We start from the raw sequence: 19,858 nt of genomic DNA, 5'->3' as shown, positions 1-19,858 counted from the left end.
CCATCCGTCCAGTGTGGCCCGGGGCCGATCTCACCCGAACGGAATCTGCCCGAGTACCACCCCGACCACGAGCATCACGACCGAGACCACTCCGGCGCGCCACAACACCTTGCGGTGGTGGTCGGCCAGCGGCACCCCGGCGAGGGTCACCAGCAACAGGATCGCCGGGACCAGCGGGCTCTGCATGTGGACGGGCTGCCCGGTGATCGACGCACGCGCCATCTCGACCGGTTCGATGCCGTACTGCGCTGCGGTCTCCGCCAGCACGGGCAGCACCCCGAAGTAGAAGGCGTCGTTGGTCATGAAGAAGGTCATCGGGATGCTGAGCAGACCGGTGATGACGGCGAGGAAGGGGCCGAGCGAGTCGGGGACGACGCCGGTGAGCCACAACGCCATCGACTCGACCATCCCGGTGCCCTGGAACACGCCGGTCAGAACGGCCGCGGCGAACACCATCGCGACGACCGACACGATGCTCGAGGAGTGCCGTGCGATCGCGGCGGACTGGTCGACGACGCGCGGGAAGTTCACGGCCAGCGCGATACCCGCGGCGATCATGAACAGCACGGGGATCGGCAGGATGTCGAGGACGAGGACGACGAGCAACGCGACCGTGAGGATCGCGTTGAAGGGCAGCAGGCGCGGACGCAGGGTCGGACGGTCGGGGTCGAGCCCGGCAGCCAGCTGCCCGACCTCCCCGTCGGTCCCGTCCGTGTCCTTGCCGACCGTCGTACCCACGCCGGACGGACCGGCGCCGAGCGGCATCGGATCGGGCTTCCACGTCAGCTTCCCGACGCGGCGACGTTCGACGAATCCCAGGTGGGCGGCGAAGCCCAGCACGACCACGAGTCCGACGACGAGCGACGGGATCATCGGGACGAACACGTCGGACGGGGACAACCCGAGCGCGCTGGCTGCGCGCACCGTCGGCCCGCCCCACGGGATGATGTTCATCGTGGCGTTCGCCAGTCCCGCGACGACGGTGAGGACGACGGGGCTGACCTTCAGTTTCAGGTAGAGCGGCAGCAACGCGGAGGTGGTGATGATGAACGTCGTGGACCCGTCCCCGTCGAGGGAGACGACCATCGCCAGCACCGCGGTTCCGATCACCAGTCGCGCCGGGTCGTCGCGCACGAGGCGCAGGATGAGCCGCACGAGCGGGTCGAACAGGCCGACGTCGATCATGATGCCGAAGAAGATGATCGCGAAGAACAGCAGTGCCGCTGTGGGGGCGAGACTTTCGACACCGTCGACGATCATGTCGCCGAGGTCGGTGCTGGCTCCGGCGATCAGGCCGAACGCGACCGGGATGAGGATCAGGCCGACGACCGGGGTGGCCCGTTTCGACATGATCAGGTACATGAACGTGGCGACCATCAGGAAGCCGAGGACGACGAGCATGGCGGTGCCCACTTTCTGACGTGATCGGGGCCGGTCCGGGCACACGTCGGCCACGGGTCGCGGACGCGACCGGAGGTTCGTGTGAGGTCCGGCCCGAGAGCCGTGAGGGTTGTGTGATCTCTGCTACAGCAGAGTGTGTGGCCTGGTCCCTCGCCGAGTCACCGTTGCGCGCGATAGCGCCCTTGTGCGCATTCTGCTCGAGCCCGTCGTGGCCGTCCGAAGGGGTCCAATAAGCTGGTGGCGTGCGCCGCTTCGACTTCCCTGTGGACCTGCCCCATGCCAAGGCCGTGAACCAGACCCTCGCGGATGTCCGCCGTCTGCGGTGGTCGGCGATATTCGTCGGGGTGGTGTGCATCGCGGGCGCGGTCGGTCTGTTCCTGCTCGGTGATGCCTGGGCGTACATCGTCGCCGCCGTGCTGGCGGTCGCGGCCGCGACGTCGGTGTGGGTGGCACTGTGGGCCCCGCGCAAAGTGGGAACCATCGAACAGCTCTACCGCGACAGTCCGCTCGTCCCGGCCGTCGTCGCCGCCGAGCGTGCCCGCGGGCTGACGCTGCTCGCGCTGGTCGACATCGCCAAGCCCGAGACGTCCGGCCGGCACTTCGCCCTGGTCACCCGCAACGTGGAGGCGGTGCCGGGTCATCGGATCGCGATCGGTGAGCGGGTGCCGTGCGCCGCCGTCCTGTCCGACCGCACGACCCGCAACGACTCGGGTGTGTGGCAGATGGTCGGCCCCATGCCGATCGCCTGGGGCACCCGCGATCAGAAGGTCATCGCCGACGCGGTCGCGCAGATCCCCGAGGTGGAGTGGCGTGTGCTGAAGGACAAGCTGACGATGGTGGACCAGGTCGACGCCACCAACGAGCGTCGCCTCGAACTGGCGAGCAAGGAACTGCCGCCCGAACTGCGGTGACATGGAAGTACGCACGCTGACCGATGGTGCGGTGGTGCTCTCGCCACCGGGTCCGGCCGACGTCGACACCATTACCGAGGCGTGCCGGGATCCGCTGATCGCCCGGTGGACCACCGTGCCCTCCCCCTACACCCGGGCCGACGCGCTGCACTTCGTCGAGGAGCTCGTTCCGGCCAAGTGGGCGCAGGGATGGCCCGACTGGGCCGTGCGCACCGCCGCGGACGGAGTGCTGTGCGGCATGGTCGGATTCGTTCCGCGTGAGGGCTCGGATCCGGAGATCGGCTACTGGATCGCACCGACGACGCGGCGCCACGGACTCGCGACCGCCGCGGTGCGACTGGCATGCGGTTTCGCGTTCGCCCCGGACGGCATGAACGTCCCGCGCGTCGCGTGGCGTGCCTTCGTCGGCAATCGTGCCTCCGCCGCCGTCGCACGACGGGCCGGGTTCCGGTACGAGGGCATCGCCCGCAACGGCCTGCTCCAGCGGGGCGTGCCGAGGGACGTGTGGGTCGCCGGACTGTCCGCCGACGACCCACCCGGCCCCGTGGACGGCTGGCCCCTGTAGCCCTCGGGCGCTGTGGCCTCAGCGCTGTAGTACCCGGGGCCGCGGGTATCACGCGAGGTGCGGAAGCACTTCCTTCTCGAGCAGCTCCAGCCCCGAGGTGTCGTAGGCAGCCTCGGGAACGTAGAAGATCGCGTACTCGAGCCCCTGCTTCTTCAGCGCCGTGAGGTTCTCGACGATCTGCTCGGGAGTTCCGACGGCGGGCATCCCCCGGAAGGCGTCGAGCGCCCCGTCGGCCTTCTCCGCTCCGACGATCGGTTCGAGACGGGCCCGCAGAGCCTCGAGCCGGTCCCGCACCTCGGCTTCGGTGCGGCCGATCGCCACGTTGTAGTTGGCCGATCGCACGATGGTGTCGAAGTCGGTGCCGACCTCGGCGCAGTGCTCGCGCAGGATCTCCGACTTCCGCGCGAATCCTTCGGGTGTGCCGTCGAAGTTGGTGTACTGCGCGTACTTCGCGGCGATCTTCAAGGTCACCTTCTCGCCGCCGCCGGCGATCCACAGGGGAATACCGCCGCCCTGCAGCGGAAGCGGACGGACGATGGCGCCGTCGACGGTGTAGTGCCTGCCCGAGAACGTCGCAGAGCCCGTGGTCCACGCCTGGCGGAAGATCTGCACGCCCTCGTCGAGCCGACGCAGTCGCTCACCCGCCGACGGGAATCCGTAACCGTATGCGCGCCATTCCTGCTCGTACCATCCGCCACCGATCCCCATTTCGATGCGCCCACCGGAGATGATGTCGGCGGTCGCCGCGACCTTCGCGAGATAGGCGGGGTTGCGGTAGGCCATGGCGGTGCACATCTGGCCGATGCGCACACGGTCGGTGACGGCGGCGAAGGCCGACACGAGAGTCCACGCCTCGTGCGTGGCCTCGTCGGTGGGTACAGGGACGGTGTGGAAGTGGTCGTACACCCAGATCGACTCCCACGGGCCGCGATCGGCACGGAGCGCGAGATCGCGCATCACCTGCCACTGGTCGGAGGGATCGATGCCGACGAGGTCCAGGCGCCAACCCTGGGGAACGAACAGTCCGAAACGCATGCGGCTCCTTCGCTGATAGGTACGGGCGCGATGTCGTCCATCCACCCACGGGCTCCAGTGTGCAGTGCGACCGCCGAACATTCTTCCGAACTCCGGCGCCGTGCGCGACACGACGACTGCGTTCCCGTCGGATATCGGAGAGGGCGCTGCGTACCATCGGACCCATGGCCGGACGGACACGCGTGGCACTCGCCCTCGGCAGTGGTGGTGCCCGCGGGTACGCCCATATCGGCGCCATCCGGGCGATCGAAGAACGTGGCCTCGAAATTGTCGGAGTCTCAGGCGCTTCGATGGGCGCGCTGGTCGGTGGCGTCTACGCGGCAGGTGCGATGGACCCGTACACCGAATGGGCCACCGGACTGTCCCAGATGGATGTGGTGCGCCTTCTCGACCTGTCGGTCTCGGCTCCCGGCGCGATCCGCGCCGAACGGATCCTGTCCAAGATGCGGGAGATCCTCGGCGATGCGGTGATCGAGGAACTCCCGATTCCGTTCACCGCAGTCTCCACCGACCTCGCAGCAGGTCGCGCCGTCTGGTTCCAGCGAGGTCCCGTCCACGCGGCGATCCGGGCATCCATCGCGATACCCGGCGTCATCACGCCGGTGATACTCAACGGCCGCGTCCTCACCGACGGCGGCACACTCTCGCCCCTACCGATCGCACCGACGGTCGGCATGCCCGCCGACCTCACGATCGGAGTCAGCCTCGGCGGGGAGGAGCAGGGCTCGGCACAATCACCCGAGAACGCCAGCTCCGAGGCACGGCCCATCGAGGAATGGAAGGCACGTTTCCGGCGCAGCGCCAACCAGATGCTCGACACCGACATCGTGCGGTCGGTGGTCAACCGGTTCTCGACCAGTGCGGCGAACGACGAGCCACCGGAGGAGGACACCGAGGACACCGGAGACGTCGACGCCGACGATGCGCTCGTCCCGAAGTTCGGACGCGTCGCGGTGATGAACCGGTCGCTCGACATCATGCAGTCGGCGCTGTCCCGGTTCCAGTTGGCGGCCTATCCGCCCGACATCCTCGTGGAGGTCCCGCGCACCGCGTGCCGAAGCCTCGACTTCCACAAGGCGGCCGAGATGATCGCGCTGGGGCGCTCCCTCACCGAGGAAGCCCTCGACCGTGCCGGTATCCCGGCCTCCGCGTCCACCGGTTCCGAGGCCGGAATCTCCGTCGATTCGTCACCGGACGAGCCCGGATCACCCTAGTCGCTACCGAGCAGCGGCGATCGGCCGTTGTGTTTCGTACGTCCGGACGGCGACGAGGTCAGCGACGGAAGAGCGAACGCACACTTCGACGCTCGGTTCGGGCCGGGACGGTGTCCTGACCACAGGTGCAGCGATCGGCGGCAGGCACGGAACGCATGACGGCGTCGACATGCTGTCCGCATCCGCCCCATCCGGTCTTTCCGCAGTTCGGGCAGGCGACGGGGTAACACATGAGAGTCCTCCTCGATGAGAGTTCGGTACCGACCCAGCGGAAGGGTCGGGAGCGGGGCTGCGCGTCGTTCGGCAATCCGGTCGGGGATCTCGGCCGTGCGCGGGCCTCGATCCGGGTGATCAGGCAGAGACGTGGGATTCGTCCCAGGCGTTGTAGCCGCCGAGCAGGTCGGTGACGTTCTCGAAACCCTGGGCGCGCAGCAGCGATGCCGCCACGCTCGAACGCCACCCGCCGGCGCAGTGCACGACGATCGGCTTGCCGACCGGCACCTGTTCCAGACGGGTGCGCAACTGGGCCAACGGGATCGGAACCGATCCCGGGATCACACCGAATTCGCGTTCGCCGGGGTTACGGATGTCGACGAGGGTGACTGCGTCGTCGGCGAGCAACCGGTCGAGTTCCTCGACCGTCGTCCGTCGAGCGGTCTCGATCAGGTCCGTCAGTTCGGCGGGGAAGACACCGTCCCGATCGACGTTCAGATAACCTGCCGCCCCGTCGGATCCGATGCGGGCGAGACGTACCGCGGCGTCCTGCTCCTCACCGGGATAGGTGATCAGCACGATCCGTTCGCCGACCTCGGCGACCATGCCGCCCGTCTCCGCGAAACGGCCGTCGAACCCGACGTTCACCGAGCCGCGCAGGTGCCCGGCGGCGAAGTCGTCGACACCACGGGCATCGAGAACACGTGTGCCGGCTTCGAGTTCGTCCTTCACCTGCTCCGGAGTCGACTCGGGGATCGCGCGGTCCTGTACCAGCAGTGGGTGGATCCGCTTGTTCATCGCCGCATCGACCGAGAAGTACGACGGAGCCGCCGGCTGACCTTCGGTGACCAGAGCGACGAAGTCGTCCTCACTCATGGGCTGCACGGACGGGTTCGTGGCGCGCTGCTCGCCGATGGTCGAGGTCAGGTCGGTCGACAGGTTCTTCCCGCACGACGAACCGGCACCGTGAGCAGGCATGACGGCGACCTCGTCGGGCAACGTCAGGAGTTTTTCGTGCACGGTGCGGTACATCGCCCGGGCCAGATCACCGGTCGTGCCGTCGCCGAGATTGACCAGGTCCGGGCGCCCGACGTCGCCGATGAACAACGAATCGCCGGTGAGGACCGCGGCCGGGACGGCACCGGGATGGTCGCGGACCAACACCGATATCGATTCCCAGGTGTGGCCCGGGGTGGACAGGATCTCGAGTTCGACGTCACCGAGGGAGATCTTCTCGCCGTCGCGCAGGCGCCGGATGGGGTAGTCGGTCTCGGCGACCTCCCCGAATCCGATCCACGCACCTGTGGCGTCGACGAGTTCGAGATGACCCGAGACGAAGTCGGCGTGGAAGTGGGTGTTGATCACACCTTCGATCGTCAATCCGTACTTCGCTGCGTCGGAAAGATATTCGTCGATGTCGCGCCGGGGGTCGACCACGACGGCCTTTCCCGTGTTCTCGTCGCCGATGAGGTAGGAGGCGTGGGAGAGGCACTCGATGTAGTACTGCTCGAGAATCATGGGTTCCTCCGAACGATTCGATTCGACCTCGTTGTGGACAAGCCTGACAGATACCCCCTAGGGTATGTCAAGTACCCCCGGGGGTATCCAGACGGACATACGCCGGACAGCGCAGGCACCGTCGCGGATCCCCCGCTCCCGTTCCCACCCCACCGAAAGGCACCCATGACCGAGCCCGCAACCACCGCCATCGACCCGAACACCCTGCACGAATCGATGAATGCCGCCGGTCACGTGCGCCTCGTCGACGTCCGTACGCCGGGCGAGTTCGAGTCGGTGCACATCCCCGGCTCCTACAACGTGCCGCTCGATGTGCTGCGGGAGCACCGCGACGAGTTCTGCACACATCTCGACGAGAACATCGTGCTGGTATGCAGATCCGGACAGCGCGCCGGTCGGGCCGAACAGACCTTGCGTGCCGCGGGTCTGTCCCGCATCCGCATCCTCGACGGCGGCATGCTGGCGTGGGAATCCGCCGGTCTTCCCGTCGACCGCGGTGTCGAACGCTGGGATCTCGAACGCCAGGTCCGGCTCGTCGCCGGTTCGCTCGTGTTGTCGTCGATTCTCGGCAGCGTCGCCGTTCCGAGACTGAAGTGGCTCGCGGCGGGAATCGGTGGCGGACTCGCCTTCGCGGCGCTGTCGAACACGTGTGCAATGGGCATGCTGCTTGCCGAGCTCCCGTACAACCGCAGCGCCGGCTGCGACCCGCAGACAGTCGTCGCGCAACTGATCGCGTCGAAGCAGCCGACTCCGTCCGACTACCGGGAGTGAGTGCGGCCGATGTGGAGACGACCATGATCCTCGCACTCGGTTTCGGTGCTGCGATCGGCGTACTGCTGGGCCTGCTCGGCGGTGGCGGCTCGATCCTCGCGGTGCCGGCACTGGTCTTCGGCATGGGGCTGAGCGTCGAGGAGGCCATCCCGATCTCGTTGATCGTCGTCGGCGCAGCGTCCGCGGTAGGTGCACTACCCAAGGTTCGGGCCCGTCAGGTCCAGTGGCGGCTGGCGGGCATCTTCGCCCTCACCGGCCTGCCGGCCACCTTCGTCGGCAGCGCGGTGGGACGGTTGCTCCCCGAGCGCGCACTCCTCGTCGGATTCGCGGTGGTGATGGTGGTAGCGGGAGCGCGGATGCTCGCCGACCGCGGGGACACCGGGACCGCGTGCTCGACGGGCGGTTCCGGGATCAACTGGCGCCGATGCGTTCCACGCTCCGCGTCGGCAGGCCTGACAGTGGGCTTCCTCACCGGCCTGTTCGGCGTCGGAGGTGGATTCCTCATCATCCCGGCCCTGGTCCTGCTCCTCGGTGTGGCGATGCCGGTCGCGGTGGGCACCTCGCTGGTGATCATCGTCGCCAACTCGGCTTCCGGACTCGTGTCGCACCTGAGCGGCACGAGTATCGACTGGGCGATCACGGCCGGGTTCGCGGGGACTGCGATCGTCGGTTCGCTGGTCGCGGGCCGGCTCGGTTCCCGCGTCGACACCGACCGCCTCCGGCGCTGGTTCGCGTTCCTGGTGTTCGCAGTGGCCGCCTATGTACTCGTCGACGCCGTCTTCCTGCGGTAACAACACGGACAGAATACCCCCGGGGGTACACTGGGCGACAGGTCTACGAAAGGACATCTCGATGGTCGGCGACGAAGACAGCATCGCATTGGTACTCAACCGGCTGCGCAGAGCCCAGGGCCAGCTCGCCGGAGTGATCTCCATGATCGAACAGGGTCGCGACTGCAAGGACGTCGTCACGCAGCTCGCGGCCGTGTCGCGCGCACTGGACCGCGCCGGATTCAAGATCGTGGCAACCGGCCTGAAGGAATGCATGACCGGCAACGCCGAGGAGGGCAAGGAGCCGATGACCGAGGCCGAGCTCGAGAAGCTCTTCCTCGCTCTGGCCTGACCGGCGCGCCGTCGAGAGAAAGGCGGAATTCCATGGCACTCGCACTGACGGCCACCCTGCGCACATCGTTCGACGACGCGGTCGAACGCACCCGTAAGGCACTGTCCGAACAAGGTTTCGGCGTTCTCACCGAGATCGACATGAAGGCTACCCTGAAGGCGAAACTCGGTGAGAACATGGAGGATTACGTGATCCTCGGTGCGTGCAATCCGCCGCTCGCCCACCGAGCGGTGACGGTCGACCGGCAGATCGGGCTCCTGCTCCCCTGCAACGTCGTGGTCCGCACCGACCCCGAGGACCCCGACACCGTGGTGATCGACGCGATGAACCCGCAGATGATGGTGCAGGTCGCCGACAGTCCGGGACTCGCGGATGTGGCCGATGACGCCACCACCGCCCTGCAGGCTGCCATCGATTCGCTGAAAGCGGAAGCGGCGAAGGACTGACGACACGCTGCGGAGGCCGGCACGCTCCACGTACCGGCCTCCGCAGATGTCAACGGGTCACGGGTAATTCGGGTTGTTGAATTCCGGGATCTCGATGCTGATCGGGCGCAGTTCCGCCATGTACAGCAGGACGAACTGGCGCAGCAGTTCGTCGAACGTCCAGTAGGCGTCCGGTGCCAGCGGGAGCGGCAACAGCCCTTCGCGTACCGCGATGAACGGACCCCACGCGACGTCGAGCAGTGTGCCCCAGACGGGTTCGCGTGGAATGTGGAGCCAGTCGGCGATCTCGTTGCCGAGCGCGAACCGGGTGAGCGCCCCGAGGATCGGGCGGGTCAACAGTGAGAAATCCAGACCTTACCGAGATCGAGCAGCATGTCGGCGAGTTTCACACCCTCGGGTGTGGGCGCGAGGATCGGATCGAGCACCTGCTGCGCCTGGGATTCGGCGTCGTCCCAGGTGGCCGGGATGTACTGGTCCTCGATGCCGAGCATGTGCGCGCTGACCTGCCACGAATGCAGGAATCCGTCGGCCTCCGCAGCCGGGATGGGAACCTTCCACTCCTTCAATGTGCGCATCACACTGGTGGGCAGGCTGTGCCAGGTGACCATCATGTCGTGCTGACTGATCGGCACGTCCTCGGGCGCCAGATCGGCCCAGTGCGAGGACTGCGGGAGCAGATGACGCACCGCGGCATGGACGAGCCGGGTCTTCACGGACGTGACGATCATTTCGCCGTCGTCGAGATAGGCGTTGCGAGAACCGATGTCGTAACCCAGTTTTGCCGTCTTCGAGATGCGGCCCTTCATGTTGGCGCCGCCCTTGGAGTAGTAGACGGCCAGCGCCTCCTTCGGGATGACCGTGCTCATCATCCCACTCACGAATCCGTACAGGACACCGAGATACAGCCCGCGCTTCTCGTTGAACCGAACGGCCGTCTCGAGTTTCGCCGGATCGGCCCAGGACGGAAGCTGCCGGGCGTGTTCCATGAAATCGCGCAGGTCGCTCGGAAGCCCGTCGGGCAGCGGCTGGGAATTCTTCTTCCAGGTGCGCAGCAGCTCGTTGACCCTCGGTACGTCGCCGCGCTCGAGCAACGAGGCGACGATCGGGTCGGCCTCGTCGTCCCACACCTGTCGTGGATCGGCACCGCTCCCCGTACCCGGTATCGATCCTGCTGGCGACCACCTCCAGGGCCGGGCCTGCGCCGGTGTCACCACCGCGAACGCCCCCAATGCGCCCAGGAGAACACCGGTTTTCAGAACGTCGCGCCTGCTCGGATTATCCATACTGTCGCTCCCCTACGACTCGTGGATGTAGCAATGAAACATTCGGAGTTTCTCTGTAACATCGAACCATACTGTGGCTCGGGTCACAATGAATCGTGAAATGTCACTGCTCGGGATGGTCGGCGACAGGACCGGAACGGTAAACTCTGCACTTCGAGGAGGACATGTGGATTCTGCGTCGCCGATTTCCCGAGCGGTCTCACCCGCCTCCCCACCGTCCCCTGCCGAATCGGCGTCGTTGCTGGAACGTGCTTTTCAGGACGCACTTCTTCTTCCGGACGAATCCGTCATGGGTATCGAGATCGACGAGACGCGTGTACGCCTGCTCGATGCCGCCTACGAACAGTTCTGCCGGACCGGCATCCAACGCTCCTCGATGGAGGAGATCGCCCGCCGCGCGAAGCTGTCGCGAATCACCTTGTACCGCAAGTTCGAGTCGAAGGATGCCCTCGTCGACGAGGTCATCATGCGCGAGTTCCGCCGCTACTTCCTGCGTTTCCTCGAGGACATCGCCCAGGCCGACACCGTGGCCGATCGGGTGGTCCTCGGATTCGTCAGCGCGCTGCGCGTCATCCGCACGAACAGGTTGATCGGCAATCTGCTCGAGACCGAACCGGTGCTGTTCGCCGGTGCGATCGGTGGCGACGACGGAACGATGCTCGCCGCCGTCCGCCGGTTCGTCGCAGGACAGTTGCAGCGTGAGCAGCGCGCCGGAACGGTCGCCGCCGATCTGAACACCGATCTGGTGGCGGAGATGATCGTCCGCATCTCGGCCTCGTTCCTCACCACACCGAGTCAGGTCGTCGACATCGACGACGACGAGGCCCTCGCGTCGATCGCCAGGCAGTTCCTCGTTCCGATGGTGCTTCCGGACTACGGCTCGAGGCGGTAGTACCGGCCTTCTTCGTCCAATCGCGCACGCAGGGCCTCGAGCACCGGCCGCTGCCCCTTGTGCAGTTTCGTCTCGGCGTCCGCTGCGACGATCCAGCGCGCATCGTCGACCTCCGGGATCGTGATCTGCTTACCCGACTTCGGCGGCCATTCGACCTCGCACGTGTTGCTTTCGACGAACTCCAGCTCGTCCGACGTCTCTCCCGCGTAGATACTGACGATCTTGCCGGACGACTGCCGGTAGCGACCGAGCAGGGACAGCGGCACGTCCGGTAGTTCGATCCCGCACTCCTCCGTGAACTCGCGCAGGGCGACCTCCCGGGGATCCTCTTCCGGGCCGTACTCCCCTTTCGGCACCGACCAGGCCGCTTCGTCCTTCCCCTTCCAGAACGGGCCGCCGGGGTGGACGAGCCACACGCTGAGCAGACCGGTGTCGTCGATGCGGTAGAACAGCAGACCTGCGCTGGTGGCGGCCATCATCGCTCCTGTATGTCTGCGACGGGTTGACGCAGAATCGTTTTCAGTTTCTCGGGGGCCGTGCGGCGAGGGTCGGACAGGTAGATCTCGTGGTGGTCGCCGGCGAACGTCAACCCGCGTTCGGGCATCACCTGCGTGTGCAGGCGCTGCAGGACGGGGCCTTCCGCGTCGTACGGTCCGATGTGCAGGATCTGCAGCGCCCTGCCCTCCGCCAGCCGGAACGGCCGCACTCGCGGAAGGGAGGGGAGCGGTTTCTTCTTCGCCCGGGCCTTGTCACCCGCCGCTGCGATCGCGTCGTCCACCATGTCGTCGGTGATCCACGGCGGCTGCGCGATGAGCATGCGCCACGACCAGGAGTCCTTGTCCCGCGTGAGGAAGGTGCTCATGTCCTCGCTCCACCACAGACCTTCGAGGGGCCCGACGACGGAATCCCGGCCGAGTTCCTTCTTGGAGGTGAACTTCAGGGTGTATGCCACCGAGTAGAGGGCCTCGACGGCGTCGGCGTACTCGCCGGAACTGTTCGGATCGCCCTTGCCGTCCACGGCGAGGTAACCGATCTCGGGGACGTGCACCTCGGTGAAATCCTCGGTCGAGCATGTGTACAGCTCACGGTGCTCACGCTTGATGTCGTATTTGTCCACGGCGCCCCTTCCGTTCGAGGACGAGGATAGGCGCCCGTCGACATCCGTACGGGGTGATCGACACCCCTTCGCCCCGCGGCCGTTTGCGTCTAGCATCGTCCCCATGCTCGACGAGAGCACCCAGAAGGCGTTCGAGGAGAACCGCACCCACCTGCTGTCGGTGGCCTACCGCCTCACCGGCAGCATCGCCGACGCCGAGGACGCCGTGCAGGACGCATGGCTGCGACTCGCGGGCGCGGATGTCTCCGAGGTACGCGACCTGCGTGCCTGGTTGACGACGGTCGTGGGACGGTTGTGCCTCGACAGGTTGCGCTCGGCCGCGGTGCGCCGCGAGACCTACATGGGCCAGTGGCTGCCCGAACCGATCGTGGCGCCTCTCGGCTCCCCTGCTCCCCCGGACCCGCTCGACGAGATCGTGCGCGACGAGGACAACCGCCTGGCCGCGCTCGTCGTCCTCGACAGCCTGACGCCGGCCCAGCGCATCGCGTTCGTGCTCCACGACGCGTTCGACATCCCGTTCGACGACATCGCCCGGATCCTCGACGTCGCCACCCCGACCGCCCGCCAGCTGGCCTCCCGCGCCCGCCGGACGGTCTCGACCGTGCCACCGCCGAGTTCACCGGCCGAACACGAAGAGGCCGTCGGACGGCTCGTCGCGGCCTTCGCGGGCGCCGACCTCGACGCCGTCGTCGCCGCGCTCCATCCCGACGCCCGCATGATCGGGGACGCCGGCGGCACGACCCGCACGGCGCTGAACGTCGTGGTCGGCGCCGAGAAGGTCGCGCGGTTCATCCTCGGACTGCTGCGGCTCTACGGTGCCGAGGCGTTGACGGCCTTCGAACCGGTCCTCGTCAACGGCGAGCTGGGTCTGTTGAACCGCGGTCGCCCGGCCGAGAACGGTCGGCCGGGCTTTCCTCCGCGCGTGACGGCGTGGACCGTGCGGGACGGACGGATCTGGGCGGCCTACGACATCGCGAACCCCGAGAAGCTCAGACGCGGAGTCCTTCTGCCCGACGGCATCTTCGACTAGGCGTCATGCGTTCCCGGCTTCTTCGGCCCACGGCACCCGGCAGGCGTCCGTGCTGAATCCCTGGTCGTGGATGCCCAGCGCCGAGTTCATGCGCGCACGCATGTTCTCGAGCGCGATCTGATAGGTGAGTTCGACGACGCCCGCCGGCCCGAAACGACGCTCGAGGTCGGCGACCTGTTCGTCGGTGACCTCCGTCGCCACGTCGCCGGTCATCGCGTCGGCGTACGCGATCGCGGCCTTCTCGTCGTCGCTGTAGAGATCGGAGGTCTCGTACTCGGCGATGTGGGCGAGTCGTTCGGTGTCGAGTCCGTCCAGCCGCTGGAGCATCGTGCCGAAGTCGATGCACCACGAGCATCCGACGGTCCACGCCACGCGGTAGACCGCGATCTCCCGGACCGCGGCGGGCAGGACGGTGGAGGCGCGTTGGGCGAGCATCTCGTGGATTCCGCTCGTACGCATCAGCCTCGGATGGTGTGCCGCCACCGCGAAGGGTTCGGGGACCGAACCGAACCTGCGGCGGGCGAGCGCATACATCGCACGGGTCATCGGACCGGTGCGGTCGGGAGCGACGGCTTCGAGTCGTGCCATGACGGTGTCCTTCCGGTGCGACCGGCGGAATCCCCCGCCGGTTCGAGGTGGTCTACATCATGGAGACGAGGCAGGCCGCACGGATGTGACACCGCGGGCGCTACGCTGCAGGAATGGCTGATTCGACGACTTCGGGACGAGTTCGTACGGTCTCCCGGTTACGACCGTTCGCCTCGACGATCTTCGCCGAGATGACCGAACTCGCCGTCCGGCACGGTGCGATCAACCTCGGGCAGGGCTTTCCCGACGTCGACGGCCCGCCCGCCATGCTCGAGATCGCCCGCAACGCCATCGCCGAGGGGGTCAACCAGTATCCGCCCGGGTCCGGCATGCCGGTCCTGCGGGAGGCCGTCGCTGCCGACCGTGCCGCGCGGTACGGCCTGCACCACGACCCCGAATCCGAGGTGCTCGTCACCGTCGGCGCCACCGAGGCGATCAGCGCCGCCATCCTCGGGCTCGTCGAACCCGGCGAGGAGGTGCTCCTCACGGAGCCGTACTACGACTCGTACGCGGCCTCGGTGGCGCTCGCCGGTGCGACGCGACGGACCGTGCCGCTGACCCGTTCCGGGAACGGTTTCGTGCTCGATGTCGACGCCCTGCGCGCCGCCGTCACCGACCGGACGCGGATGCTGGTCGTCAACAGCCCCCACAATCCCACCGGCACCGTCTACGACCGCGAGGCACTGACGGCACTGGCCGAGCTCGCGTGCGAACGCGACCTGCTGGTGCTGTCCGACGAGGTGTACGAGCACCTGGTCTTCGACGGTCGCACGCACATCCCGCTCGCATCGTTGCCCGGCATGGCCGAGCGGACGATCACGGTCTCGAGTGCCGCCAAGACCTTCAACGTCACCGGCTGGAAGATCGGGTGGGCGATGGGCCCGCGCGAGCTGATCGACGGGGTGCGCGCCGCGAAACAGTTCATGACGTTCGTCGGTGGGGCGCCCTTCCAGCCGGCCGTCGCGCATGCGCTGACGCACGAACAGGACTGGATCGCGTCGATGCGCGCCGACCTCGAACGCAAGCGAACCTTCCTGTCCCACGCACTCTCCGATGCCGGTTTGAAGGTGTTCGACTCTGCCGGAACGTACTTCGTGTGTGCCGATCTGACTCCCCTCGGCCGGACCGACGCGGTGGCCTTCTGCCGCGAACTCCCGGGCCGCATCGGGGTGGCCGCGGTACCGGTGAGCGTCTTCGTGGACGACACCGCCTCGTGGAACCATCTGGTGCGCTTCGCGTTCTGCAAACGGGACGAGGTGCTCACCGAAGCGGTGGCACGTCTGAACGGATTGCAGGAGGCGCGCTAGATGTTGCGACCTACCATCCCGTCGGACTTCGTGTCGCGAGCGGTACGGGTGGGAGCCGAGGAGGGCATCGATCTGCAGCCTGCCCTCGACGCAGCACGCATCAGCCGCGCGGTGCTCACCCACCCCCATGCCCGGCTCACGCCCGCCCAGGTCAGTCGCTTCACCCAGGTGGTCTGGCAGATCACCGACGACGAACTCTTCGGCATCGCACCGGCTCCCGTGCCCCGCGGCACCTTCCGGGTGATGTGTCTGACCCTCATCCACCGGCCCGATCTCGATCACGCTCTGCAACGGATGATCGAGGTGAACCATGTCATCCGGTCGCTGCCGCAACTGAGTCTGACCCCGGGAGCGTCCACCACCTTCCTGGAGGTGGAGCTGCCGGAGGTCGTGGACGACAAGACCCGCGTGGTCGTGGATTTCCTTCTCATGCTGCTGCACCGCTTCGCCGCATGGCTGGTGGGCGGGCGTGTCCCCCTCGAGTCGGTCTTCCTGCCGTACACCGAACCCGATCCCGTCCTGGCCCGTAGTTACGACGCGATCTTCGGCGTGCCGGTGACCTTCGGCGCCGGACGGGCAGCGCTCGAGATCGACAATGCCGCACTGAAGTCGCCCCTCGTGCAGACCGAGGAATCGCTCGAGGATTACCTGCGCGATTCTCCGAATCTCATTCTCTCGGAACGTGAATACGAGTCGACGGTCTCGTCCCAGGTGCGGCGGATCTTCGAGTCGGGTATCGAAGGCCGGACGGCGACCGCCGAGGACATCGCCGGCAGGCTCGCAGTGAGCCCTCCCCACCTGCGGCGCCTGCTCCGCCAGGAGGGCACGTCGTTGGGGCAGTTGCGCGAGGAGGTCCTCCGCGACCTCGCGATCGCGGGCCTGAGACGCGGTGAGGCGGTCGACGATCTGTCGTCCCGGCTCGGTTTCTCCGAACCGAGCGCCTTCCGCCGGGCGTTCAAGAGGTGGACCGGAAACACTCCTCGCGCATATCGAGAACACCGCTGACAGTCGCGCCCGCCGGTTGTCGTGATGTCGCCGGATACCCCTCGTACTCCGCGCCGAAACTCGATTCGACCAGCAGGTTCGGGGAGAGAACCCAGCTACACGCACATGCCGGAGCCCGGCTTGCATTCCTCCATTTTCAATGGGAACGTCGGAGGCGAACCGTCATCGACTTTCGAGAGGGTGATCTACGAGCTATGCGCACGATCGTTCGCGACGACTATCCGACCCGCGGTCGCACCGCCTGCGAGTCCGTCGAGAGGAAGGATCCCGTCGTCTGGGGTTCGGCCACCGGCGGGCCGCTCGGCTCCGAGGCAGTGGCCGAATACGACCGCCGCGGGTTCCACACCGCCGAAGGGCTTCTCGCCGCACACGATGTGGGGAACCTTCTGGAGGAGACCGCACGACTCGGCCGAGAGCTCGGTGACGACGACCGTGTGGTCCGTGAACAGGGCAGCGGCGATGTCCGCTCGGTCTTCGACGTGCACCGGCTCAGCGATCTCGTGGACTCCATCATCCGCAGGCCCGAGATCGTCGGTATCGCACGGCAACTGCTGGGATCCGATGTGTACGTCCACCAGTCGCGGCTCAACGTCAAGCCCGGCTTCCGCGGTGGCCCGTTCTACTGGCACTCGGACTTCGAGACGTGGCACGCCGAGGACGGCATGCCTTCGCCGCGCGCCCTGAGCATCTCGATCGCTCTGACCGAGAACTACGGTTACAACGGCGGTTTGATGATCATGCCGGGTTCGCACAAGACATACATCTCGTGCGCGGGTGAGACACCCGAGGACTACTACCGCGAGTCCCTGGTCACCCACGTTCCGCCGACGGGTTCGCCCGACGAGGACACTCTCACCCGGTTGGCCGCCGAGCACGGTATCGCGACGTTCACCGGGCCGGCAGGCTCGGCGACGGTCTTCGATTCGAACTGCATGCACGGTTCGAACGGGAACATCACGCCGTTCCCGCGCTCGAACCTGTTCGTGGTGTTCAACAGCGTCGAGAACACGCTCGTCGAACCGTTCGCCGCGTCGAAGCCGCGTCCGTCCTATCTCGGCAGCCGCGACTTCACGCCGCTGACGTGACATGACTGAGGTGACATGATGTGAGCACCTCCACGGCTGTGGCCGGGACGCCCTGCGGCGTCCCGGCCGCCGCCGTCGGGGCGCCGTTGTCACGCAGATGTCGTGCGTGCCTGCATGTCGATCGGCATGGCGCGTCCACGTGAGCCGAAGATCGCCCGCCGGAGGGTGAACCTGCCCAGCTCGCGATCGTAGGGGCGGTATGCCGCATACGCGATCACGTGGAGATACGACTGCAGACGAACGAGTTTGCGAATCTGCGGCGTGAGCCTGCCGTGCAGTTCGAAGGTGTCGATGCCCGATCGGATATAGGCCGCGTACTCGCTCGGCGGTGTGTAGGCACGGCGCGGCGAGACGTCGACGAACAGTTCGGTGAGCTGGGCGATCTCGATGTCCGCCTCGCGGAGACACAGGGCGAGGTCGATGTCCTCGTGGATCTTCGGGTCGGTACTGACGACGTCACGGACCCGTTCCCACGCGGAGCGTCGCAGTGCCATGTTCGCGCCGTGCAGATTGTCGATCCGTCGTTCACCGCCGAATACTCCTTGCGCGACCCGTTTGTCGATGTACCACTGCTTGAGCCCGCGGTAGGGGGAATCGTAGGAATTGCCGAGTCCGCTGATCGCGCCGACCTCCGCGGTGTCGTCGCGGGCGAAGAAGCTGCGGACGGTGTGCGCCCACCCGGGACGAACCCGCGTGTCGGCATCGATCCGGCCGATGAGATCTCCTGTGGCCGCATCGAATCCGGCATTGCGCGCGAATGCGACACCCGGCCGTGGTTCGACGATCCGTCGCACGAGGGGCTCACCGGCGGCGATGGCTTCGATGATCTGCGCCGTTCGATCGGTGGAATTGTTGTCCACGACGAGGATTTCGTGGATCTCCGACTTCTGGGCGAGCAGCGCCGCGAGACATTGCGCGATGTATCGCTGCTCGTTGTGGGCCGGCACGACGATCGACAACCTGTTCGTAGCCATGGAAACGACGCTACCGGACCGACGAGGGCCGGCGTTCGTCATCGCTGACGACTCCGCCGGCCCTTCGTGCCGGAGACGGGGATCAGCCGCGGCGGGCGCGCACGGCCTGCGCGAGGCGATCGAGCTGCGCGGCGGTGGTGTCCCAGTCGATGCACGCGTCGGTGATCGACTTGCCGTAGTCGAGCTTGTCGGCCTCGCCGAGGGTCAGGTCCTGACGTCCCGCCTCGATGAAGCTCTCGAGCATCAGTCCGACGATGCCCTTCTCGCCGGCCTCGATGCGCTCGGCGACATCGGTGACGACGTCGACCTGCTTGTTGTGGTCCTTGCGGCTGTTGCCGTGGCTCGCGTCGATGACGACACGCTCGGGCAGACCGGCCTTGCGCAGGCGGGCCATGGTGTCGGCCACGGTCTCGGCGTCGTAGTTCGGGCCGGCGCTGCCGCCGCGCAGGATGACGTGGCAGTCCGGGTTGCCGACGGTCTCGATGAGCGCGGCCTGACCGTCGAGGTCGGTGCCGGGGAAGACGTGGCTGGCCGCTGCGGCGCGGGTGCCGTCGACCGCGACCTGCACGTCACCTTCGGTGGAGTTCTTGATGCCGACGGGCATGGACAGCGCGCTGCACAGCTGGCGGTGGACCTGGCTCGCGGCGGTGCGGGCACCGATGGCTCCGTAGGTGACCAGGTCGGCGTAGTACTGCGGGAGGATCGGGTCGAGGAACTCGCAACCGACGGGCAGGCCGAGACCGGAGACGTCGAGCAGCAGCTTGCGGCCGATGCGCAGGCCTGTGTTGATGTCGAAGGTGCCGTCGAGGTGCGGGTCGTTGAGCAGGCCCTTCCATCCGAGCGTGGTGCGCGGCTTCTCGAAGTACACGCGCATCACGACGTGCAGGTCGTCGCGGAGTTCCTCGGCCTTGGAGGCCAGACGGCGCGCGTAGTCCATCGCGGCGGCGGGGTCGTGCACGGAGCAGGGGCCGACCACGACGACGAGGCGGTCGTCGGCGCCGTTGAGGATGTCGACGGTGCCGGCGCGACCCGAGCGGACGGTCGCTGCGACGACGGCGTCGGGTGCGTACTCGGCGCGGATCTCGGAGGGGGCGACGAGGGGGCTGACCTTGACGGTGCGCTGTTCGTCGAGATTCGACGTGGAGATTCCGGTGCTCGCGGTTCCGGTGCTGGGGCTCATCGATGGTTCCTGTTCTCGGTGGTTCGGAGTCCGACCCGAGAGAACCTGAGATTCCGACGAGCCGGTCTGGATCCGGCTCGTAGGTGAAGAAGTCAGCGCGTGGTCACGCCGACCGACCCACCCCGGGCCGGCCTGCTAAACCAGAAATATGCACGCTGCATAACTCCGGACTTTACCAGGACGGCCGACACGCCTGTCAAA

The 19,858-nt window shown here is 67.0% G+C and carries 20 protein-coding genes and 1 pseudogene; 12 read left to right on the top strand and 9 right to left on the bottom strand.

The features are described 5' to 3' along the window. Positions 1–30: 30 nt before the first annotated feature. Positions 31–1,401 (bottom strand): CitMHS family transporter, encoded by a 1,371-nt coding sequence (locus CKW34_RS04440; RefSeq protein WP_059381854.1) that lies wholly within the window; start codon positions 1,399–1,401, stop codon positions 31–33. A 242-nt stretch (positions 1,402–1,643) separates the two neighbouring features. Here CKW34_RS04440 and CKW34_RS04435 point away from each other — a divergent pair, with 242 nt between their 5' ends. Next, complete coding sequence (locus CKW34_RS04435) at positions 1,644–2,312, top strand: DUF3239 domain-containing protein (protein WP_059381822.1); 669 nt, start codon at positions 1,644–1,646, stop codon at positions 2,310–2,312. Between the two features lies 1 nt (position 2,313). Next, entirely contained in the window at positions 2,314–2,877 is a 564-nt protein-coding gene (locus tag CKW34_RS04430) for a GNAT family N-acetyltransferase (RefSeq protein ID WP_059381823.1), read from the top strand. Positions 2,878–2,925: 48 nt separating this feature from the next. On the opposite strand, the gene CKW34_RS04425 is transcribed toward CKW34_RS04430, so the two are convergent. Then, a complete protein-coding gene (locus CKW34_RS04425; RefSeq protein ID WP_059381824.1) occupies positions 2,926–3,912 on the bottom strand; it encodes an LLM class F420-dependent oxidoreductase in 987 nt (328 codons plus the stop codon). Positions 3,913–4,076: 164 nt separating this feature from the next. Here CKW34_RS04425 and CKW34_RS04420 point away from each other — a divergent pair, with 164 nt between their 5' ends. Beyond that, positions 4,077–5,126: a patatin-like phospholipase family protein gene (locus CKW34_RS04420; RefSeq protein ID WP_059381825.1), complete on the top strand. Its 1,050-nt coding sequence runs from the start codon at positions 4,077–4,079 to the stop codon at positions 5,124–5,126. A gap of 351 nt (positions 5,127–5,477) precedes the next feature. On the opposite strand, the gene CKW34_RS04415 is transcribed toward CKW34_RS04420, so the two are convergent. Next, a complete protein-coding gene (locus CKW34_RS04415; protein ID WP_059381826.1) occupies positions 5,478–6,857 on the bottom strand; it encodes an MBL fold metallo-hydrolase in 1,380 nt (459 codons plus the stop codon). Positions 6,858–7,022: 165 nt separating this feature from the next. On the opposite strand from CKW34_RS04415, the gene CKW34_RS04410 reads away from it, so the two are divergent. The 4 genes from CKW34_RS04410 to CKW34_RS04395 all read left to right on the top strand — a co-directional run bounded on the left by CKW34_RS04410 (position 7,023) and on the right by CKW34_RS04395 (position 9,196). After that, positions 7,023–7,628: a rhodanese-like domain-containing protein gene (locus CKW34_RS04410; protein ID WP_059381827.1), complete on the top strand. Its 606-nt coding sequence runs from the start codon at positions 7,023–7,025 to the stop codon at positions 7,626–7,628. Positions 7,629–7,651: 23 nt separating this feature from the next. After that, positions 7,652–8,419 carry a sulfite exporter TauE/SafE family protein gene (locus CKW34_RS04405; RefSeq protein ID WP_059381855.1) on the top strand — a complete coding sequence of 256 codons (768 nt, stop codon included), beginning with the start codon at positions 7,652–7,654 and terminating at the stop codon, positions 8,417–8,419. Positions 8,420–8,480: 61 nt separating this feature from the next. After that, the gene (locus CKW34_RS04400; protein ID WP_059381828.1) at positions 8,481–8,750 is read left to right on the top strand and encodes a metal-sensitive transcriptional regulator; all 270 of its coding nucleotides are present in this window, start codon (positions 8,481–8,483) and stop codon (positions 8,748–8,750) included. A gap of 32 nt (positions 8,751–8,782) precedes the next feature. Next, on the top strand, positions 8,783–9,196 hold the full coding sequence (locus tag CKW34_RS04395) for a DUF302 domain-containing protein (RefSeq protein WP_059381829.1): 414 nt from the start codon (positions 8,783–8,785) through the stop codon (positions 9,194–9,196). Between the two features lie 57 nt (positions 9,197–9,253). On the opposite strand, the pseudogene CKW34_RS04390 reads toward CKW34_RS04395, so the two are convergent. Next, positions 9,254–10,479, bottom strand: a pseudogene (locus CKW34_RS04390) (oxygenase MpaB family protein). Between the two features lie 289 nt (positions 10,480–10,768). Between CKW34_RS04390 and CKW34_RS04385 the strand changes: the two are divergent. Next, a complete protein-coding gene (locus tag CKW34_RS04385; protein WP_080968203.1) occupies positions 10,769–11,371 on the top strand; it encodes a TetR/AcrR family transcriptional regulator in 603 nt (200 codons plus the stop codon). Here CKW34_RS04385 and CKW34_RS04380 read toward each other — a convergent pair. Both CKW34_RS04380 and CKW34_RS04375 read right to left on the bottom strand, forming a co-directional pair. Continuing rightward, positions 11,353–11,847: an NUDIX domain-containing protein gene (locus tag CKW34_RS04380; RefSeq protein WP_059381856.1), complete on the bottom strand. Its 495-nt coding sequence runs from the start codon at positions 11,845–11,847 to the stop codon at positions 11,353–11,355. The genes CKW34_RS04385 and CKW34_RS04380 overlap by 19 nt on opposite strands. After that, on the bottom strand, positions 11,847–12,488 hold the full coding sequence (locus CKW34_RS04375; protein ID WP_059381830.1) for a GyrI-like domain-containing protein: 642 nt from the start codon (positions 12,486–12,488) through the stop codon (positions 11,847–11,849). Before CKW34_RS04375 ends, CKW34_RS04380 begins: the two co-directional genes overlap by 1 nt. Positions 12,489–12,591: 103 nt before the next feature. Between CKW34_RS04375 and CKW34_RS04370 the strand changes: the two genes are divergently transcribed. Further along, the gene (locus CKW34_RS04370) at positions 12,592–13,518 is read left to right on the top strand and encodes a sigma-70 family RNA polymerase sigma factor (RefSeq protein WP_059381831.1); all 927 of its coding nucleotides are present in this window, start codon (positions 12,592–12,594) and stop codon (positions 13,516–13,518) included. A gap of 3 nt (positions 13,519–13,521) precedes the next feature. Here CKW34_RS04370 and CKW34_RS04365 read toward each other — a convergent pair whose 3' ends face one another. After that, positions 13,522–14,106: a carboxymuconolactone decarboxylase family protein gene (locus tag CKW34_RS04365; RefSeq protein WP_059381832.1), complete on the bottom strand. Its 585-nt coding sequence runs from the start codon at positions 14,104–14,106 to the stop codon at positions 13,522–13,524. Between the two features lie 113 nt (positions 14,107–14,219). Here CKW34_RS04365 and CKW34_RS04360 point away from each other — a divergent pair, with 113 nt between their 5' ends. From CKW34_RS04360 to thpD, 3 genes are all read left to right on the top strand, one after another. After that, positions 14,220–15,413, top strand: coding sequence for a pyridoxal phosphate-dependent aminotransferase (locus tag CKW34_RS04360; RefSeq protein WP_059381833.1), 1,194 nt, complete (start codon positions 14,220–14,222; stop codon positions 15,411–15,413). Next, on the top strand, positions 15,414–16,418 hold the full coding sequence (locus CKW34_RS04355) for an AraC family transcriptional regulator (RefSeq protein WP_059381834.1): 1,005 nt from the start codon (positions 15,414–15,416) through the stop codon (positions 16,416–16,418). Between the two features lie 194 nt (positions 16,419–16,612). Continuing rightward, the gene (gene thpD, locus CKW34_RS04350; RefSeq protein ID WP_059381835.1) at positions 16,613–17,503 is read left to right on the top strand and encodes an ectoine hydroxylase; all 891 of its coding nucleotides are present in this window, start codon (positions 16,613–16,615) and stop codon (positions 17,501–17,503) included. A gap of 89 nt (positions 17,504–17,592) precedes the next feature. On the opposite strand, the gene CKW34_RS04345 is transcribed toward thpD, so the two are convergent. Further along, positions 17,593–18,477, bottom strand: coding sequence for a glycosyltransferase family 2 protein (locus CKW34_RS04345; RefSeq protein ID WP_059381836.1), 885 nt, complete (start codon positions 18,475–18,477; stop codon positions 17,593–17,595). A gap of 82 nt (positions 18,478–18,559) precedes the next feature. Continuing rightward, the gene (locus CKW34_RS04340; protein ID WP_059381837.1) at positions 18,560–19,657 is read right to left on the bottom strand and encodes a 3-deoxy-7-phosphoheptulonate synthase; all 1,098 of its coding nucleotides are present in this window, start codon (positions 19,655–19,657) and stop codon (positions 18,560–18,562) included. Between the last annotated feature and the right edge of the window lie 201 nt (positions 19,658–19,858).

The organism is Rhodococcus rhodochrous, assembly GCF_900187265.1.
Taxonomy (GTDB): domain Bacteria; phylum Actinomycetota; class Actinomycetes; order Mycobacteriales; family Mycobacteriaceae; genus Rhodococcus; species Rhodococcus rhodochrous.
The sequence above is the reverse complement of the archived record's forward strand: the minus strand, read 5'-3'. Positions and strand labels throughout refer to the sequence as shown.

Excerpts from the sequence above, each read along its gene's own strand:
- CKW34_RS04405 (WP_059381855.1), top strand. The coding sequence starts at position 7,652 with ATGATCCTCGCACTCGGTTTCGGTGCTGCGATCGGCGTACTGCTGGGC.
- CKW34_RS04340 (WP_059381837.1), bottom strand. The coding sequence starts at position 19,657 with ATGAGCCCCAGCACCGGAACCGCGAGCACCGGAATCTCCACGTCGAAT.
- thpD (WP_059381835.1), top strand. The coding sequence starts at position 16,613 with ATGCGCACGATCGTTCGCGACGACTATCCGACCCGCGGTCGCACCGCC.
- CKW34_RS04395 (WP_059381829.1), top strand. The coding sequence starts at position 8,783 with ATGGCACTCGCACTGACGGCCACCCTGCGCACATCGTTCGACGACGCG.
- CKW34_RS04360 (WP_059381833.1), top strand. The coding sequence starts at position 14,220 with ATGGCTGATTCGACGACTTCGGGACGAGTTCGTACGGTCTCCCGGTTA.
- CKW34_RS04430 (WP_059381823.1), top strand. The coding sequence starts at position 2,314 with ATGGAAGTACGCACGCTGACCGATGGTGCGGTGGTGCTCTCGCCACCG.
- CKW34_RS04380 (WP_059381856.1), bottom strand. The coding sequence starts at position 11,847 with ATGGCCGCCACCAGCGCAGGTCTGCTGTTCTACCGCATCGACGACACC.
- CKW34_RS04365 (WP_059381832.1), bottom strand. The coding sequence starts at position 14,106 with ATGGCACGACTCGAAGCCGTCGCTCCCGACCGCACCGGTCCGATGACC.
- CKW34_RS04370 (WP_059381831.1), top strand. The coding sequence starts at position 12,592 with ATGCTCGACGAGAGCACCCAGAAGGCGTTCGAGGAGAACCGCACCCAC.
- CKW34_RS04385 (WP_080968203.1), top strand. The coding sequence starts at position 10,769 with ATGGGTATCGAGATCGACGAGACGCGTGTACGCCTGCTCGATGCCGCC.
- CKW34_RS04400 (WP_059381828.1), top strand. The coding sequence starts at position 8,481 with ATGGTCGGCGACGAAGACAGCATCGCATTGGTACTCAACCGGCTGCGC.
- CKW34_RS04410 (WP_059381827.1), top strand. The coding sequence starts at position 7,023 with ATGACCGAGCCCGCAACCACCGCCATCGACCCGAACACCCTGCACGAA.
- CKW34_RS04425 (WP_059381824.1), bottom strand. The coding sequence starts at position 3,912 with ATGCGTTTCGGACTGTTCGTTCCCCAGGGTTGGCGCCTGGACCTCGTC.
- CKW34_RS04440 (WP_059381854.1), bottom strand. The coding sequence starts at position 1,401 with ATGCTCGTCGTCCTCGGCTTCCTGATGGTCGCCACGTTCATGTACCTG.
- CKW34_RS04420 (WP_059381825.1), top strand. The coding sequence starts at position 4,077 with ATGGCCGGACGGACACGCGTGGCACTCGCCCTCGGCAGTGGTGGTGCC.
- CKW34_RS04345 (WP_059381836.1), bottom strand. The coding sequence starts at position 18,477 with ATGGCTACGAACAGGTTGTCGATCGTCGTGCCGGCCCACAACGAGCAG.
- CKW34_RS04355 (WP_059381834.1), top strand. The coding sequence starts at position 15,414 with ATGTTGCGACCTACCATCCCGTCGGACTTCGTGTCGCGAGCGGTACGG.
- CKW34_RS04415 (WP_059381826.1), bottom strand. The coding sequence starts at position 6,857 with ATGATTCTCGAGCAGTACTACATCGAGTGCCTCTCCCACGCCTCCTAC.